A 15,837-nucleotide genomic window follows, 5' to 3' on the forward strand; every position below is an offset into this window, starting at 1 on the left:
AATATTTTAAATCTGCTTGTATTTTGAACTAAAAGGATACTCAATGTGAATTACTTTGAGTTTAGCTATCCAGATGGGAAAATTTCTAAAATTTTTCACCTGGAAAAATATAGTCTTTTTTTTCTATCCTACCCAGAAAACAAACATATTTGGACTAAGTCTCACACAACTCTGGCTAGTCGTTACTTTTCTGAGAATGGAAAGATTATTTCCACTTTATTTTATTCTCATAATGTTGCGCAAGGAAGCTTTTCATTGCTTTATAGTCATAGGGGTTCAGGTTTTTATTCTTTAGGAGATAAAAACAAGATGAATCAGTTAATTGATTTGGATGGTCAACTTGATCTTATTTTTACAGGATCTTGTATCTCTCCAGAAAAAGTATTCTTAGCAATAAAAGATTTTTCTAAAAAACCGTTAGAACTATCAAAAAAAATTAATTGGATTAATGCTAAAGATGTAGATATGACAGAAAAATATAAATTACTAGGATTAGAAGACTAATACTAATATTAACTTTAACTTTAACTTTAACTTTAACTTTAACTTTAACTTTAACTTTAACTTTAACTTATAATAAAAACATGATTGGTTTTCATACAAGCCTCATGTCAAAAATTAAGAATCGTATCAAAAAAGATGGATTAAAACAGAAGGAAGAATAAAATGATAAATAAAAATAAATTATCAGTTACAGTAAGTGAGATATATAACTATAAGCTAAAGATGCTCTTTAATCCAAGGACATCGCCAATAGGTGAATGTAATTTTATTTATTCTAATTGGGATGATGATTATGAAAAATTATTATCGTTGAGAGGTGATGGTGATTCGTTATATCTTTCATGGTGGTGCGATTTGTTTAATTTTGAAAAGGCAAGAAAAGAAATTTATCAAGGAGGATATAATAATCATGATATCTTCTTCTCCTTTTTAAGAATTATTCCTTCTGTTTTTTTAATAGATACTAACGCTTGCTATGAAAATAAAAACATATTTATAACTTATTTTGTGAATCAACTTAAATCTAATTTAAGTGCTACTGGTGTATTAAATGAAGATGAGAGCAAGTCTGATTTTTTAATTATTTAACCTATGAGCTAGGAATTGGGGATAGATTTTCAAAGTATTTTATAGTTAGAGGTGAGACTTTATTATTCAATATTGAACGTGATAAATTTACTGATGTTAAAGAATTAATAAAGACAGTACATATAGTAGCATCTAAGTTTTCTGATGATAGTAATAAAGAAAAACTAGACACTATAAAACAGTTTCAATTGGCAACGATAGATTTTTTACTTGATACCAAATGTGAATATAAACTTCCGTATGATGATGTATACATAGATTATTCCCACCCTAACTTATTTGTCAATCAGTATCATAATGATAAAAAAAAGATATTTTCCGTATTAATAGATTGTGTTAATGAAAATCAATCAGAGTGTAATCTTTTTATATCCAACATCATATTTATGAATTATATTTATTATGTCATAAGGAAGTGCCCTGCTGAAGTGTTAGATTTAAAAAAATATTGCGGTAAAAATAAAAAGCTATTTCTTAAAATTATTAGTAAAATAATAAACCGTAGTTTCTATATAAGAAGTGAGGATTTTAAAGGATTAAATCTTGGGTATTACTTATCTAAAATATGATGGTATGGTAGATATAATTAACTAACATATTAATCTTATTATTCGTATGAATGCCATATTATACTGAAATGCCAATTATGATGCTTGTGGGGAACGATCCAGCAAAACAAGGTAATGCACTGGATTATTAGGCTATTTAAAACTATTTTAGTTAATGATAAATAAATTATTGAAACTATAATTTTAGTAACTGTTATATTTTTAACATAATAGCAAACAAAAAATGGTCAGGAAAACACTTTCCTTTTGGACAATATGATTTATCTTGAGATTTTTTAGGAATGAACGAATATACAACTATAGCGGTATGGATTGCTGAATCTATTTCTGAGAAAGAAATTAAAGACCTTTTTATAATTCACAATAATGATATAAAATTAAAAATAGATTTTAAAATAGATGATAATAGTGATTTATTTGATGATGAACACCAAATTATCTTATCTATAGAAGAATTAGGTTATACAGGAAAAAAAATAGATGAAATTGGTAATAACGAACTAATTTCTGACTTTTGGCCTCAAGTTGAAAAAAAATTACGAAAAATGAAAATTGATAAAATAAATTTTGTTCTTGCTGTTCCTGATTTTAACTATAAGGGAAAAATAAAATCTGTAGATAAAATTATTTTTGTTGATAATTTTAAATATAAAGAAACCATGGATGATGTTTTAGAGTATTTTACTAAAGGATTGTAAAATCCTATTATCTTATCCTTTAACACTACTCAAAAAAGTCATCAACGCCACAGAAATTATCTATTCTTACGGGGGAAGAAGGTAAATTTACTCATAAAGTAGATTCTTATATCAAATAGCCCGTAATAAAACAGATATTAATCCTGCTACAAAATAATATTTTAGATAGGAAGGAATTGCTCATAACGGGAATTGGTATTATATATCAATATTGAGGCCTAATAATTATAATTAAAATCCAATAGAAGATAATAACGCTCATATACTATAGCAAGATATATATGACTAAAAACTACAATTTAATTAACATGATAAAAAATAATTAAACCAAGTATAGAACAAATAAGGTAAACGATATGGCATATGTAAAAAAAGATTATTGGGATAAAGAATTTAAAACTTGGCTAATCACAGGATGTGCAATTCGAGATAAAAATATCATTTATCTTTGTTTGCGAAAAGATATTCCTTATGATGAGGCCTCTAAATTATGGGATAATGAGATCCCCTCAAAGTTAATATCAATTTATTTGGATACTCCAGAAACATCTATTGGTTCTACATATTTAGAAGGATTTGACAGTCCTATAGTCGGTGTTAGTTTAAAGCCCAAAGCTCAAGGATTATTAGCTTCTAGAGGACATGATGGTGATGTTCTTTGCGTTGGTAGTGGAGCCAATTATCCACTAGAAAAAGTCACACCTAATATTTTTTCAGGTCTTACTAATATAAAATGTATTGATTAATATTCTTATCATGTGGGACTCGGAAGAAAAATATACAAACGTATAAATATTGGTCAATGGCATCTACTTGACAATGGCTTGCCTGATGGAAAAATAAACACCAATATGGGTTTTTCTGATTTAGATGGATTTTCTGAATTTGACATGTATGCAGTTGGTGGTGAAGGAGATGTCTGGCATTATACCAACGATAAATGGATTTCTTGTGGATTTCCATCTAATGAACAATTAAGTGCAGTGCTCTGTGCCCCTGATGATTACGTCTATATAGCAGGTGAAGGTGGAAACCTATGGCGAGGCCGAGAATTCCTCTGGGAGAAAGTTCATAGTGACAATTCAACTGTTTTGATTCATCAATTACGTTGGTTTGATAATAAATTATGGGCATGTGACACCTATCACTTACAATGTTGGGATGGAGAAAAAATGATCCGCCCTGAACATAATGGAAAAAATGTTGTTTACTCAGGCCATATAGATGTACGTGATGATATTCTAATTGTAGCCGATTTACATAATGTGAATTTATATGATGGCTTCACTTGGCAAAATATAGTTTCTTCTTATTCAGAATAAATTTTAGATCAAACTGCTATAATATATTATCGTTTGATATTGAGCGATTTACCTAGTATAACCCTATAAGGTTAGTTGACAGGTTAAATCTATATCCGTAAGGTTGGAAAAATTTCAATATAATGAAAATAACACCAACATCGTTAAAATAAGAAGAGTTTGTGAATAAAGTAGAATTAAAAAACGCTTAAAATAAAATAATATTTCATTATCTTATTATTCTTTTGAAGGGGTTACCCTGATGACAAAATTTGCCTTGTTTATGAATATGATAATTGGCTTGTTTATCATTCAGAAAGAGGGAAACGAAGTTGGGTCGAGCCGTTTAAAAAAGAAGATGATGCATGCCAACGTTTTGGGGAATATGTATCCAATTTAAAAATATGTATGGATGAAAATACATTTTAGAGATTGTGAACCTAATCGGATGAAAAAACAACTAACATTCCATCAAGGTAAATATAACCATATGAATAAAAAAGAATTAATGTATTTAATAAATGAAATAACCAATGCATTAAATGAGTTGAAAAAATCTAAAGGTGAGGACAATTTAGATTCTATTTTGATACTTTATAAAAAAGCACTTTTATCTTTAGAATCAGGGAAATTAAAAAATAATATCGTAAAAAATATGACTCGAGGATATCTAGAAATTTATAGTGACTATGATAACCCTGTACTCAAATTAATGTACCAATGTGAGAAAGAAATTATTCTATACTTATTAGCATCAAATCAGCAGTAAGTCATCAGTTCAGTATCCGATATAGAAAATTAAATAAAGGTAAGAAATGATAAACAAACTCAAATTTTTAAGAGTAAATTTTATATCCATTGACGTAAGTGAAAAAATCATCCTTTTAGAAAATCTTGAGAGAAGAACAGGTATATTACCTAAGGATTATCATGATTTTTTATTATATTTTGGTAGTAATGTAAAATTTGATGCAATAGTAATTTTCAAAGGTATTGAATCTTCACCATGGGCCGATGATAAAGGATTTGATACTATCGATTATTTTTATGGTTTAGATAATATCAATAAAGACTATACTATTTTTGAAATGATTGAAACATATAAGAATGAACTTAAAATGAAATTAATACCCATTGGTTGTTCATCTGGTGGAAATCAAATATGTATATGCACTCAAGGAAATATAAAAGGAACCATATGGTTTTGGGATCATGAAATACTCCCTTCTTTTAATAATGAACAAATTGCTTCCGGACTAACATTAGTTGCTCATAACTTTAAAAATTTTATTGATAAATTTGAAATGGAAAATAACAATTCCCTCTCAAAAGCTATAGGTGGTTATCTTGATTTTTAACTTTAAGCTAACAAAACAACTTATTATAATAAATATCTAGTGCAATATGTATTATATTATAGAAGAAACATATGAAGATAAATACTATACAGATGCTATAGTCGAAAATATACAAGAGATTTTAGACCATAAAGTATCTTTACCTGAAAAATTAGGAAATAACTTTCCTAGATTAATGGTAAAAGTAATATCTAAAAATAAGCCCACTGATTTTTTTATGAGTGGCCCAATATTAATAGTTTCCAAAGAGTTAAAAGATATATTTGATAGATCTAACTCTAAAATAGAATACTTTCCTGTTTCTCTTATCCATAAAAAAACAACATATGAGAATAGTTTTTATTTTGCTCATGTACTGTGTGATATAGATTTTATTGATAAAGAAAAATCCATCTATACGATGGATCGTGGTTATTTTGATGAAATAGAGAAACTAGTTATAAACGAAGATATACTAAATAATGAACCCATCGTAATATTGACTAAATCATTTTTAAGAGTTTTGATTATAAATGAAGAGCTTTTTAAATAAATAAATTAAGCATTACAGGAGTTAATTTTTCAACAACATATTAGCCTACATTTAGACGCAAGCCGGAAAAACTTATTGGTCTATCCGGCCTTGTAACATCATCTAATTTTACTCTATTTATAATTATCAATACGATAAAGCCTTTAATCTGGTCAATATCGACGATGCCCGCTGGAACCGCACACAATACCGCTATAACGCCAACGACCAAATTGTTGAAACCCAATACAGTAACCAGTTTGAATGCCAAAGCGAGAAGTTTCAGTACGATAACAACTTAAATATCACAGAGCACCAGCTTATTCCATCTGATGCACAAGGTGCGTTTTTACAACTGGCAAAACAACAAAAAGGCCGTGTCACTCGCCGTATTAACGCCAAAGGTTATCAAGACTATCACTACGACATTAATGGTCGATTAACGCAAAAAGTGGTTCATCAACACGGTTTTCGAGCAAAAACGTGGTATTACCAATGGAATGCGCTTAATCAACTTGTTGCCTGTTTTAATCCTGGAGGGGAATGCTGGCGTTACACTTACGACGCCTTTGGGCGACGCCTCAGTAAAAGTAAAGTGGTCGATAATCGCCCTATTCCCCTCCCCCCAATTCACCCTTTAAAAATAAACGTATTTAGCGTATTGATTACCTGTGGTCTGGCGATCAAATGGTGCAAAAAACCCCGATTTATGCCGATGTCACACCGGCTTATGATCCGCAAATTCAGTGGCTTTATCAACCCGGAGAAATCACTCCAACAGCCCGTTATCAACGTGGAAAACTGCATTATGTCGTCACTGATCATCAAGGTACACCGCGCGAATTTTTTAGCGAAAAAGGCATTGTCAGCTGGGCAGGACGGTTAAATACCTGGGGACAAATGGCATTTTGGCAATCGCATGATGATTATGCCGATAACGATCCTGAATATACCGAATGCCATTTTCGATTTGCTGGTCAATATGAAGATAAAGAAAGTGGCTTGTATTACAATCGCTTTCGCTACTATGATAAGGATACAGGGCAATATATTTCACCTGACCCTATCGGATTATTAGGGGGCTTTAATCCGTATGGGTATGTGCATTGCCCTACTGGGTGGGTAGATCCGTTTGGGTTAAATGGGACGTCGAAGCTTGATAATGAGAATATTAGCCCTGTAGATAAACATTATATTCCTCGTGATTCAAATGGCAGACCAACACCTTTAGATAAGCAAAGAGTCAATGGACAAGATATTCCTTTACCAGATCCTATAGCGGAAGCTAGAGCTCATACTGTTTTAGGTGGGAAAATAAGTAGCGAAAATGGCCAGTTATATAGACAATCAGCCACCTTTCCATCATCAACATGGCCGACAGCAAACGGTAAATCAGTTCCATTTAGTGAAGTGTATTGGGGTGATTATGGAAAGCCACACCATCACCTTAATCTACATCAGCATCAGTTTATATATAAAGATAAATTTAGATGGAAGCGACAGAATCAAGTACCTTATTACCCACTAAAAAATGACTAATTATTAGCAGAGATATTTATGGAAATATATTTTTCTATTTTACTTAAAAAAAGTTTAAATATAAAAGAGTTAAATTTAAATGAAGAATTAGTTTATTGGGGAGAACAATCTTTCTCTCAGGAGCCAAAAATATTTAAATGGGAAACTTTAATTACATTAACTCAGTATGAGTGTGAAGGTTTTGTTATCGACTATCTTTTTGGTAACACATTAAAATTAAATGATTTTTATTCATACAAATTAGAATTAAAAAAAACTTCTAAAAATATTAATACCATTATTGAGTTTTTGAAATTGATAAACAGAAATTTAAATGAGTGGTACTTTTTTACATTTAATGAGGATTATGAATCTTACACACATAAAACCATAATGAATGAAAAAGATATACTCATTTCATTAAGTGAGCTATCAAATAATGAGTTCAAAAAAAATCTTGTTTTAATGAAGAGAAAAATATAAGTAAGCCAGAAATCTTAATAATTATGACTTACTCATTATTAAAGGCTGCTCTATTTATAGCTTTTAGCCACTGATATAATCAGCCATCAGATCGCGCATGGTGTGCCGTACGGCAGTTAGCTGGGCAGGACGGTTAAATACCTGGGGGCAAATGGCATTTTGGCAATCTCATGATGATTATGCCGATAACGACCCTGAATATACCGAATGGCATTTTCGTTTTGCCGGACAATATGAAGATAAAGAAAGTGGCTTGTATTACAATCGCTTTCGCTACTATGATAAGGACACAGGGCAATATATTTCACCTGACCCTATCGGATTATTAGGTGGCTTTAATCCGTATGGGTATGTGCATTGTCCGGCTGGGTGGGTTGATCCGTTTGGGTTAAGCTGTAAACCAACACCAAAACAACAAAAACAACAAAAACAACAAAAACAAATTAATGAACTCAAAAGTGGAAAAGATATTTATGTAAAAGACGCTAACGAGGCGAGAGAGTTACTGAATTTTATGCCCGAACTAAAACCACAGCATGATATTCTACCAATTCCATCTACATTTCCGAAAGAAAGTGGTTTGAGTTCTTTATGGAAACAAAAAAGAGGCACATACAGAGGAGATACATATAATACAAACAATCCATTTTCTGATATTGTTCATAATATGCCAGGGAATAAAATTCATGATACACATGCACACTATAATATATTATTTCATGATGGTACTAAGGCTGCGATTTTAATTAAAAACCAAGAGATTTTATGAGCATCAATAAATATTTAAATTTATCAACACCATATACTTACATTGAGATAAGTTCAAAAAAATCAACTTTATTCATTGAATATGGTATTGTTGGTAATAATGATTTTAACATACCTTATTTTAAAAATTATTCTTCTATAGATGATATGTATTACTCTTATTCTAATTTCGTTGAAAATATTGAACACCAAAATAAAGAAATGGAATGGCCACCATTATTAGATATTTATTCTGGAGGTGACAAAATACAACTTAAATCAATGATAACACTTATTAATAACTCATTAGAAAATGAGTTATTATTGCCAGATGACGGTATTGGATATACGTTATTAACTGATAAAGATAATTTACAATATTGTCTAAATGGAGCTATATCCGCATTACAGTGCTGTAAATAATAAAGATCATATTTAAGCACCTTATCACCAAACTGATCTTATTTCTCCTAAAATAGGGAAATATTTATTTCCCTAAGTAATACTTTTATTTGAAGCCTAAATTAATCAAATTGTTTTTTTATAATCTATTGACCTGTTCTAAATAAGGTTGATACTTTTCAAATCTAAAATTAGAGAATGCAATTAAACAAAATACTAAATGAATTCAACATGATTATTTCCTTTCTTTAAAATTATCGGTTTTTAACCAAATAGGAAAAAATGAACTCACCTATATAAACAAGCCCAATATCGATATGGCATACAAAGCTGTTCTACCATTTTAATATGGCTTCGTAAACATGGTTGATTTTATTCTCTACTTTCGTTCCTACATTTTAGTAACCCAATACAGTAACCAGTTTGAATGCCAAAGCGAGAAGTTTCAGTACGATAACAACTTAAATATCACAGAGCACCAGCTTATTCCATCTGATGCGCAAGGTGCCTTTTTACAACTGGCACAACAGCAACAAAAAGGCCGTGTCACTCGCCGTATCACCGCGAAAGGCTACCAAGATTATCACTATGATATTAATGGTCGATTAACGCAAAAAGTGGTTCATCAACACGGTTTTCGAGCAAAAACGTGGTATTACCAATGGAATACGCTTAATCAACTTATTGCCTGTTTTAACCCTGAAGGGGAATGCTGGCGTTACACTTACGATGCTTTTGGGCGACGCCTCAGTAAAAGTAAGGTGGTCGATAATCGTCCTATTTCACCGCCCAATTCACCGTTTAAAAATAAACGTGTTCAGCGTGTTGATTACCTGTGGTCTCGCGACCAGATGGTGCAAGAAATCCAGATTTATGCCGATAACAATACTGAATATCATTTTTATTTTACTGAGTAATATGAAGATAAAGAAAATGAGCTATATTACAATCATTATTTCTACTATGATGAGGACACGAAAAAATATATTTTACCTGATCATGCAAATTATTAAGAAACAAACAGGGATTTAAATTTAATGGACAAAATAAATATATATATTGACATGCTTAACAAGGTATTATCCTATATAAGAAACATTCAAACCCTGTCTGCCTTAAAAAAAGCATTAGACAAGACTTGTTATCAAGAAGCAGAATTGTTGCATGATATTGTCAAATCACTATCCTATCCACAAATGACTGAGCATGATGTATATTTTCTTAATCACCATGCTCGTTATTATTTAGAAAATGCTAGCCCACAACATTTCAACAACTACAATTCTCATAAAAAAAACATTAAATTATTATTTAAATTAGTTCCGGAAAATTTAAAAGATAAACTTGAATGGGATGGGCCAGAATGATTCAACTATAAACGAATATATTCATGCATTAAATTATCATTTGATATATGATAACTTCTTTGCTTAAGATTAAGCGTAGAAAACAGTAGTTATAATATTTTACCGCTTATATATCTTATTAAAAATATTGTTGATATTATGAATATAGAAAAAATAAGCTCTATTTTAAAAAAAAATGATTGGTGTGATATGGAAATATGTGGCTTCCATAAAAATGATCTAATCGTTAAAGGATGTTTGGATATAACAGACCAAAATTATTTTATTGAATTAAAATTTGGAAATGTAAGCTATATTGATGCACCGCTGTCATGGACGATAGATACAACAAATGGAGAATTTATAAAAGTTACTGATAGAATACATTTTCTAGAACACTCGCCAAACTACCAAAAATATTTTCATCTAGGTGGAAAGTATTCATTTTCATTTTTAGCAGAGTTTTTTTCTTCAAAAGAATGGGTACATATAATTGCAGACTCTATTGAATATAAAATAATTGTTCAGGGATAAATTTTCATGTAAATTAAAGAAATTTAATAAAGAAAATAATAAAATACACAACTAGGATTTTTACATGAACAGTGTAATTTTATAATAAAAAACCATTATAAGACTTGATTTTTATAAAAATCAGATGAACTTAATAACTTTAACTTATCGGACTATTATCTAGTTATAATACAGCCTGTTCTTAATTAGTCACTATTGGATTAATATGGAAAACAGAATTTATAAGATTAAAGAAAAATGTGATGAAATTCTTTCATTTAATTTGTGGTTTAATTTAAATGAATCTTTTTTTTGGCCGATTATAGAATTGATAGATATTGATAGCGATTTCCTTATAAATTTATACAGTACAGTTGAAGATAAATATCTTGAAATTTTATATCATGACACTATTATCATCCCTGTTATAGAATCCGTTCAAAGTGAAAGTTTTGTTAATTATATTAAAAAACTAAAAAACAAACTTACTTTAATTGATGATCTTTTCATTTATGATATAGAGTCAGCGTTATTTATTAATTACGATAAATCAAAAGATCCTCTAAGTGTAAATAAATTTAATAAAATTTATATGAAATTAAAAAATATCATTGTACAATCTTATAATGAGGTTTTTAGTGAAAAACAGATTATAGAAACATTAGAATCTATCATAAATTTTTCAGAAAATAATCCACATGAGTATTTTAATTACATTCATGCTTACTGGTTAAGCCAATATTTTAATAGAGCATGTGGGATCATCAGTCATTCTAAAAAAATAGAATTTTATAAAAAAAGTTTATCAGAAATTTTTCCAAATGGTTATTTTTAATATGCTATAAATTATGAAAAATCCAACTAACCCCATCCAAAAAAAATGGATAAATAATCAGCTAATCGGGCTGGATCTTGTTTATGAGCCTTCTGGATTGATAAGATTTATCGACATTGATTTTATTGATAATCCTCAATTAATACATTCCTATCAAAAGGAATATTTCCTTTCATATAAAGGTGAAACAACTGTCGATAACTTGCTTCAAAGTGATGATGATCTTTGGTCTGAAATTCAGATAAATAATAAAATATTGATTGATAATAAATACATTCTATTATGTGGTGAAGGTGAAATGGGTAGTGATGGTTTTATTGTAAAAACAGATATAAATAATAATATATTATGGTTTTTATATTCAACAACTTCAAACCCATTTATAAGTATAGAACGAAAAGAAAATATAGTTTATTTTCAATCAACTTCTAATTTTTTTGTTAAATTTAATTTAATTAATAGCAATGTTTTTATAGAGAATTAAAATAAAATATTTTGTTTTAATAGTAATATAAATTATTTATCAAAGGTACCATTATGATGCTATCAGAAAGTATAAAAAAAGACCTAATTGAAGAAAGAAAAAGAATACTATCTCCCTGTTTTGAGAAAGACAATAATAACTTCATTATGAGATACACAACTTATTGTAATGAAAAAAATAGCAGCCAAATAGCTAACATAGCAAAAAATATATTATTATTAATACAAAAATATAGTTTTTCAAAATGGCCAACAATTGATGAATGGTATTCTATTCTACCTAAAGAATTTATTAATTCTTTTTTAAATTCTACTACCCCCGATGATTGGAGCCTAGATGATTGGTTATATTGGTTAGAGCCTGAAAATAGATTTTGGTTTTTATGGAGAATAAATGAAATTGATATTGAAAACTTGGAAATAGAGATTATCATTTATGAGCATCCATATCCTTGGGAATCATTAGAAGTTTTATTTATGAAATTGGGTACTAGTGAATTAAAAGAAGTGGATAGTGTACTCTGTTTAAAAAATAATCTTTTATAAAGTTTTCATTACATGATACCTTGTATTACTTTAGAGTTGGATTTTAATTAAAAAACAATGAAAGAAATTAATAGCATCTATTATATACATATCAATAATATAAGAATAACCTCTAGTGATAACCTCTATTTTTATAACTTAAGTGAAGAAAATAACCAAACATTTCAAACTTTATTAATTAAACAACCAAACCTAAAAGTAAATAGGGATATAATAATAAGAGAAGAAGATATCATTGATATCTCTTTTTATATAAATAACATCTGTATTTATGAGTTAAGCGGTTATATATTAGAAAATGAAGTAAATTTAAAGAAAGAAAATCCTTTTTTATTATTAATGAAAACAACAGATTTTCCACCATTAACTGTTTCTACCATTTTGAAAGAGTGGGCAGATGGAAATGAAATTTTTTACTGGAAAGATAATAGATGTAAAGAGGCTAAAAGCTTATGGTTAACCTCATGTCTATATTGGCAACAGCTTTTTCCTAAGAACAAGCAAACATCTATTGATGTTAACTTAAATTTAGATAACGTTAATAATTATCTTGATTTTTTCTGTATGCTAGGAGAAGAATTCTGGGGAAGAAAAGGCTATATTGGTAGAGATTTTCACGGATTTGATGATCAACTAAGTGAGTTACATGCTAAGACGAATATTTATATCAAAGATGAGAAAAAATTAAAATTATTTTTAGAGAGAATAAGCCCTTGTAGTTATAATTATTATGATGTCTTTATAGAGATTTTACTAAAAAATAATTGTAATATAATTAAAATTAACTAAATACTAAACCAGTGGAACTTAAAGTGCCAGCACTGTCTGAATATACTAATGTTTATAATACTGCTTTAAATATTTTAGATAAAAAATGATATCGCGCTTAGTATGATGAAAAAGAGGGATGGGATTTTATTAGTAATACTCCTTGTGGATTATTGGGAGTTGTTGCAATTTATGAATTTAAATCTCTGGATAAATTTCAAGTTGATTGGTGGAAAGATGATGAAAAAAATTCATATCGAAATATATCTAAAGAAGCACCAGAATATACTTCTATTATTTATGAATAAGTTATAAATAACTTTATAGTTTAGGATATAAAACACTTGGATACTTTATATTGCTATGATGATGATTTATTAATTATACTCTATGCTTATCTTCGGCAAACAGATTTATCTATTGCTAGGGGATTATGTGATAAATGGGAAAACGCAACAATATTTCTACAAGAAAAATCATTGACGGATAAATTAATACTTCAATTAGAAGAAATTGAAAAGAAAAAACATAATAATACCTTCTCTTATTTATATATAAAAACAGTTAAAAAAGGATATTTAACTCATACAGAAGTATTGAATATTCTTTGTTTATTAAAGAGTACTAAAGAACTTATCTATGATAAATCATGCAAAATATATACATTAAGTCGATTGAGAATGGAATTAGCTAATTATTCATGCTTAGTTAGAAAAAGAATACAAAACAAGCAACTACGCACATTAGCAGATCATGTAGAACATTATAATCAAAGCTATTACTATACTTTTTATTCTATTGATCAAATTATTAGTACTAGTAAATAACAAAAGGCTCAACAATTATTACTCTTTAAGACTCATCCTCATAGCAACTTTATTCTCAGTTGATTAAATTATACTAAGACTATTAGCAATAAATACCTTATTATCCCTATGATTAAATACGAAAAAAATAATACAATTATCATAAATAACGATATCTACTTAACTCCTATCTGTACCCTGAAAGATATCATCACTTCCCTTTATTCTTGGGAAAAATGGATAACCAACTCCCAAGGCGAAACTGTTGCTTATCGGCTAGTTTTAGGTAAAGCGAAAAACCGATATGGTCGGTTATTTTTAGTCACTCATTTTACATCACCCGCAAATGAAAACGCCTTGCTAAGTTCATGGTACTTGGCACCCGAAAAATTAATGGATGGAATACAAAATAGCCCTAAAGGAAAAATAACCCACAATCTAAAACAATGGTTTCATCAAGAAACCAGAATGAAGCTCCCGATTGCAAGTCAAAAAATGCATATCGGCGTATCTTACGATCCGTGGAATTGTTCAGGCTCTATCGTCTGCCACTATCGTTCAGACTTCAATAGTGATATCGAATGGAAAACATTCCATAAACAAAATAAAAGATAATGGTAACGGGTAAATTACCTTTATTTAAGTTAAATATCATATTTTCAATAAATCAGAGATAAGTAATATATCATTTAAAATCTTACCAATTATATTCAAAATGACTTAAGAATTCTTTCTTGTTTTTATCAAACAATTTCACTTAATATTATTTCCTTATATTAAATTTAACTTTCAACCATAACAATAACGCTAGGTTACATTATTTTTACTTATATCACAGTTCTATTTTTCATCAAAACAAACATTAAATATAAAAAAATAAAATAAATAACCAACCAGAAATTAAAGTAAAATTAACGTTAAATTTCTTATGGTTATAGAGATTCGGAATAAATAATTCATAGTGAAATTTATATTTTCCATATTTGCAATTTAAATTAAATATAAATTAATTTATCCCTATCGAGTTGCATAATATGAGTAAAATAGATGAAAAAACTTACTTATAAAGTTAAATCATTATATTTAAATTAAATACGATACTAATTAAATGTAATGAAAAGTAAAAAACATTAAATATTTCTTATTGACTCAAGGACGGTTTTATATAAAACTAAATGCATATATTAGAAAAAATTACTTATTATTTTATTTTTAGTTATTATTTTATTTCTACCAGGAAAATTAAACTCATATAAGGTAATTACATTATTGCCTAGGATAGGTATTTCTTAATTTAAATTATTCATCAATACGCTGAGTATTTAATTAAGAACTTAAGCTAAATAAGGAGCTTAGTTTAAATGAGTAAAAATACTCTTGGTAGTGTTGCGCCCAAAGAACGTATTAATATTAAATACATTCCTAATGATGGTGGTGTTCAATCTGAAGTCGAATTGCCTTTAAATATGCTTATTGTGGGCGATATGAAAGGAAAGACGGAAGAAACCCCCATTGAAGATCGTAAAACCATTTCGATTAACCAGAACAACTTTAATTCTGTTATGGAAAGCGCCGGTATTAATCTAAATATTGCGGTTCCAAATGCATTAGATGAAAAAAGTGAATCTGATCTTAACGTCAATTTAGAGATTAAATCACTACAAGATTTTTCTCCTGATAATATCGCACGCCAAGTTCCTGAGCTAAAAAAACTATTAGAACTAAGAGAAGCGCTCGTTGCGCTAAAAGGTCCTCTTGGCAATATTCCTGCTTTTAGAAAACGTCTGCAAGAGCTTCTGGAAAATGAAGCCACACGCGAACAGTTACTCAAAGAGCTCGATATTGCTAGCCAAAAATAATA

At 28.9% G+C, this 15,837-nt stretch carries 21 protein-coding genes and 2 pseudogenes; all 23 read left to right on the forward strand.

The genetic code is table 11. The annotated features are described in order from the left end of the window. The first annotated feature begins 45 nt into the window (after positions 1–45). The 23 genes and pseudogenes from LG402_RS15765 to tssB all read left to right on the forward strand — a co-directional run bounded on the left by LG402_RS15765 (position 46) and on the right by tssB (position 15,835). Entirely contained in the window at positions 46–504 is a 459-nt protein-coding gene (locus LG402_RS15765; protein ID WP_166540385.1) for a hypothetical protein, read from the forward strand. 162 nt (positions 505–666) lie between these two features. Then, positions 667–1,092 (forward strand): hypothetical protein, encoded by a 426-nt coding sequence (locus LG402_RS15770; protein ID WP_227335914.1) that lies wholly within the window; start codon positions 667–669, stop codon positions 1,090–1,092. Positions 1,093–1,942: 850 nt separating this feature from the next. After that, positions 1,943–2,359, forward strand: a complete 417-nt coding sequence (locus tag LG402_RS15775) for a hypothetical protein (protein ID WP_166540383.1) — start codon at positions 1,943–1,945, stop codon at positions 2,357–2,359. Between the two features lie 356 nt (positions 2,360–2,715). Continuing rightward, positions 2,716–3,105, forward strand: coding sequence for a hypothetical protein (locus LG402_RS15780; protein WP_227335915.1), 390 nt, complete (start codon positions 2,716–2,718; stop codon positions 3,103–3,105). Positions 3,106–3,117: 12 nt separating this feature from the next. Then, complete coding sequence (locus LG402_RS15785; RefSeq protein ID WP_227335916.1) at positions 3,118–3,681, forward strand: hypothetical protein; 564 nt, start codon at positions 3,118–3,120, stop codon at positions 3,679–3,681. A 427-nt stretch (positions 3,682–4,108) separates the two neighbouring features. Next, entirely contained in the window at positions 4,109–4,429 is a 321-nt protein-coding gene (locus LG402_RS15790) for a hypothetical protein (protein WP_227335917.1), read from the forward strand. A gap of 46 nt (positions 4,430–4,475) precedes the next feature. Next, on the forward strand, positions 4,476–5,018 hold the full coding sequence (locus tag LG402_RS15795) for an SMI1/KNR4 family protein (protein ID WP_227335918.1): 543 nt from the start codon (positions 4,476–4,478) through the stop codon (positions 5,016–5,018). A gap of 46 nt (positions 5,019–5,064) precedes the next feature. Then, complete coding sequence (locus tag LG402_RS15800) at positions 5,065–5,550, forward strand: imm11 family protein (RefSeq protein ID WP_227335919.1); 486 nt, start codon at positions 5,065–5,067, stop codon at positions 5,548–5,550. A 666-nt stretch (positions 5,551–6,216) separates the two neighbouring features. Beyond that, positions 6,217–7,068 (forward strand): RHS repeat-associated core domain-containing protein, encoded by an 852-nt coding sequence (locus LG402_RS22300; protein WP_319800737.1) that lies wholly within the window; start codon positions 6,217–6,219, stop codon positions 7,066–7,068. A gap of 18 nt (positions 7,069–7,086) precedes the next feature. Next, positions 7,087–7,530, forward strand: coding sequence for a hypothetical protein (locus tag LG402_RS15815; RefSeq protein ID WP_227335920.1), 444 nt, complete (start codon positions 7,087–7,089; stop codon positions 7,528–7,530). Positions 7,531–7,645: 115 nt separating this feature from the next. Beyond that, positions 7,646–7,933, forward strand: a pseudogene (locus LG402_RS22405) (RHS repeat-associated core domain-containing protein); the annotation flags it as partial. Between the two features lie 362 nt (positions 7,934–8,295). Continuing rightward, entirely contained in the window at positions 8,296–8,700 is a 405-nt protein-coding gene (locus LG402_RS15825; protein ID WP_227335921.1) for a hypothetical protein, read from the forward strand. A 203-nt stretch (positions 8,701–8,903) separates the two neighbouring features. Continuing rightward, a pseudogene (locus tag LG402_RS15830) lies at positions 8,904–9,046 on the forward strand (IS3 family transposase); the annotation flags it as partial. Continuing rightward, positions 9,042–9,596, forward strand: coding sequence for an RHS repeat domain-containing protein (locus LG402_RS15835; protein WP_227335922.1), 555 nt, complete (start codon positions 9,042–9,044; stop codon positions 9,594–9,596). The pseudogene LG402_RS15830 and the gene LG402_RS15835, both read left to right, overlap by 5 nt. Positions 9,597–9,716: 120 nt before the next feature. Then, the gene (locus LG402_RS15840; RefSeq protein ID WP_227335923.1) at positions 9,717–10,046 is read left to right on the forward strand and encodes a hypothetical protein; all 330 of its coding nucleotides are present in this window, start codon (positions 9,717–9,719) and stop codon (positions 10,044–10,046) included. Between the two features lie 138 nt (positions 10,047–10,184). Then, the gene (locus LG402_RS15845) at positions 10,185–10,559 is read left to right on the forward strand and encodes a hypothetical protein (protein ID WP_227335924.1); all 375 of its coding nucleotides are present in this window, start codon (positions 10,185–10,187) and stop codon (positions 10,557–10,559) included. Between the two features lie 205 nt (positions 10,560–10,764). Further along, positions 10,765–11,373, forward strand: a complete 609-nt coding sequence (locus LG402_RS15850; protein WP_166539865.1) for an aminopeptidase — start codon at positions 10,765–10,767, stop codon at positions 11,371–11,373. A gap of 13 nt (positions 11,374–11,386) precedes the next feature. Continuing rightward, on the forward strand, positions 11,387–11,857 hold the full coding sequence (locus tag LG402_RS15855; protein ID WP_227335925.1) for a hypothetical protein: 471 nt from the start codon (positions 11,387–11,389) through the stop codon (positions 11,855–11,857). Positions 11,858–11,910: 53 nt separating this feature from the next. Then, positions 11,911–12,402: a hypothetical protein gene (locus tag LG402_RS15860; protein ID WP_227335926.1), complete on the forward strand. Its 492-nt coding sequence runs from the start codon at positions 11,911–11,913 to the stop codon at positions 12,400–12,402. A gap of 57 nt (positions 12,403–12,459) precedes the next feature. Then, positions 12,460–13,191 (forward strand): hypothetical protein, encoded by a 732-nt coding sequence (locus LG402_RS15865; protein WP_227335927.1) that lies wholly within the window; start codon positions 12,460–12,462, stop codon positions 13,189–13,191. Between the two features lie 323 nt (positions 13,192–13,514). Continuing rightward, positions 13,515–13,997 carry a hypothetical protein gene (locus LG402_RS15870; protein ID WP_227335928.1) on the forward strand — a complete coding sequence of 161 codons (483 nt, stop codon included), beginning with the start codon at positions 13,515–13,517 and terminating at the stop codon, positions 13,995–13,997. 108 nt (positions 13,998–14,105) lie between these two features. Then, positions 14,106–14,591 carry a hypothetical protein gene (locus tag LG402_RS15875; protein ID WP_166539860.1) on the forward strand — a complete coding sequence of 162 codons (486 nt, stop codon included), beginning with the start codon at positions 14,106–14,108 and terminating at the stop codon, positions 14,589–14,591. Between the two features lie 746 nt (positions 14,592–15,337). Next, positions 15,338–15,835 carry a type VI secretion system contractile sheath small subunit gene (gene tssB, locus LG402_RS15880; protein ID WP_088494827.1) on the forward strand — a complete coding sequence of 166 codons (498 nt, stop codon included), beginning with the start codon at positions 15,338–15,340 and terminating at the stop codon, positions 15,833–15,835. Positions 15,836–15,837 lie beyond the last annotated feature (2 nt).

It is taken from the genome of Proteus sp. NMG38-2, assembly GCF_020640995.1.
GTDB lineage: Bacteria > Pseudomonadota > Gammaproteobacteria > Enterobacterales > Enterobacteriaceae > Proteus.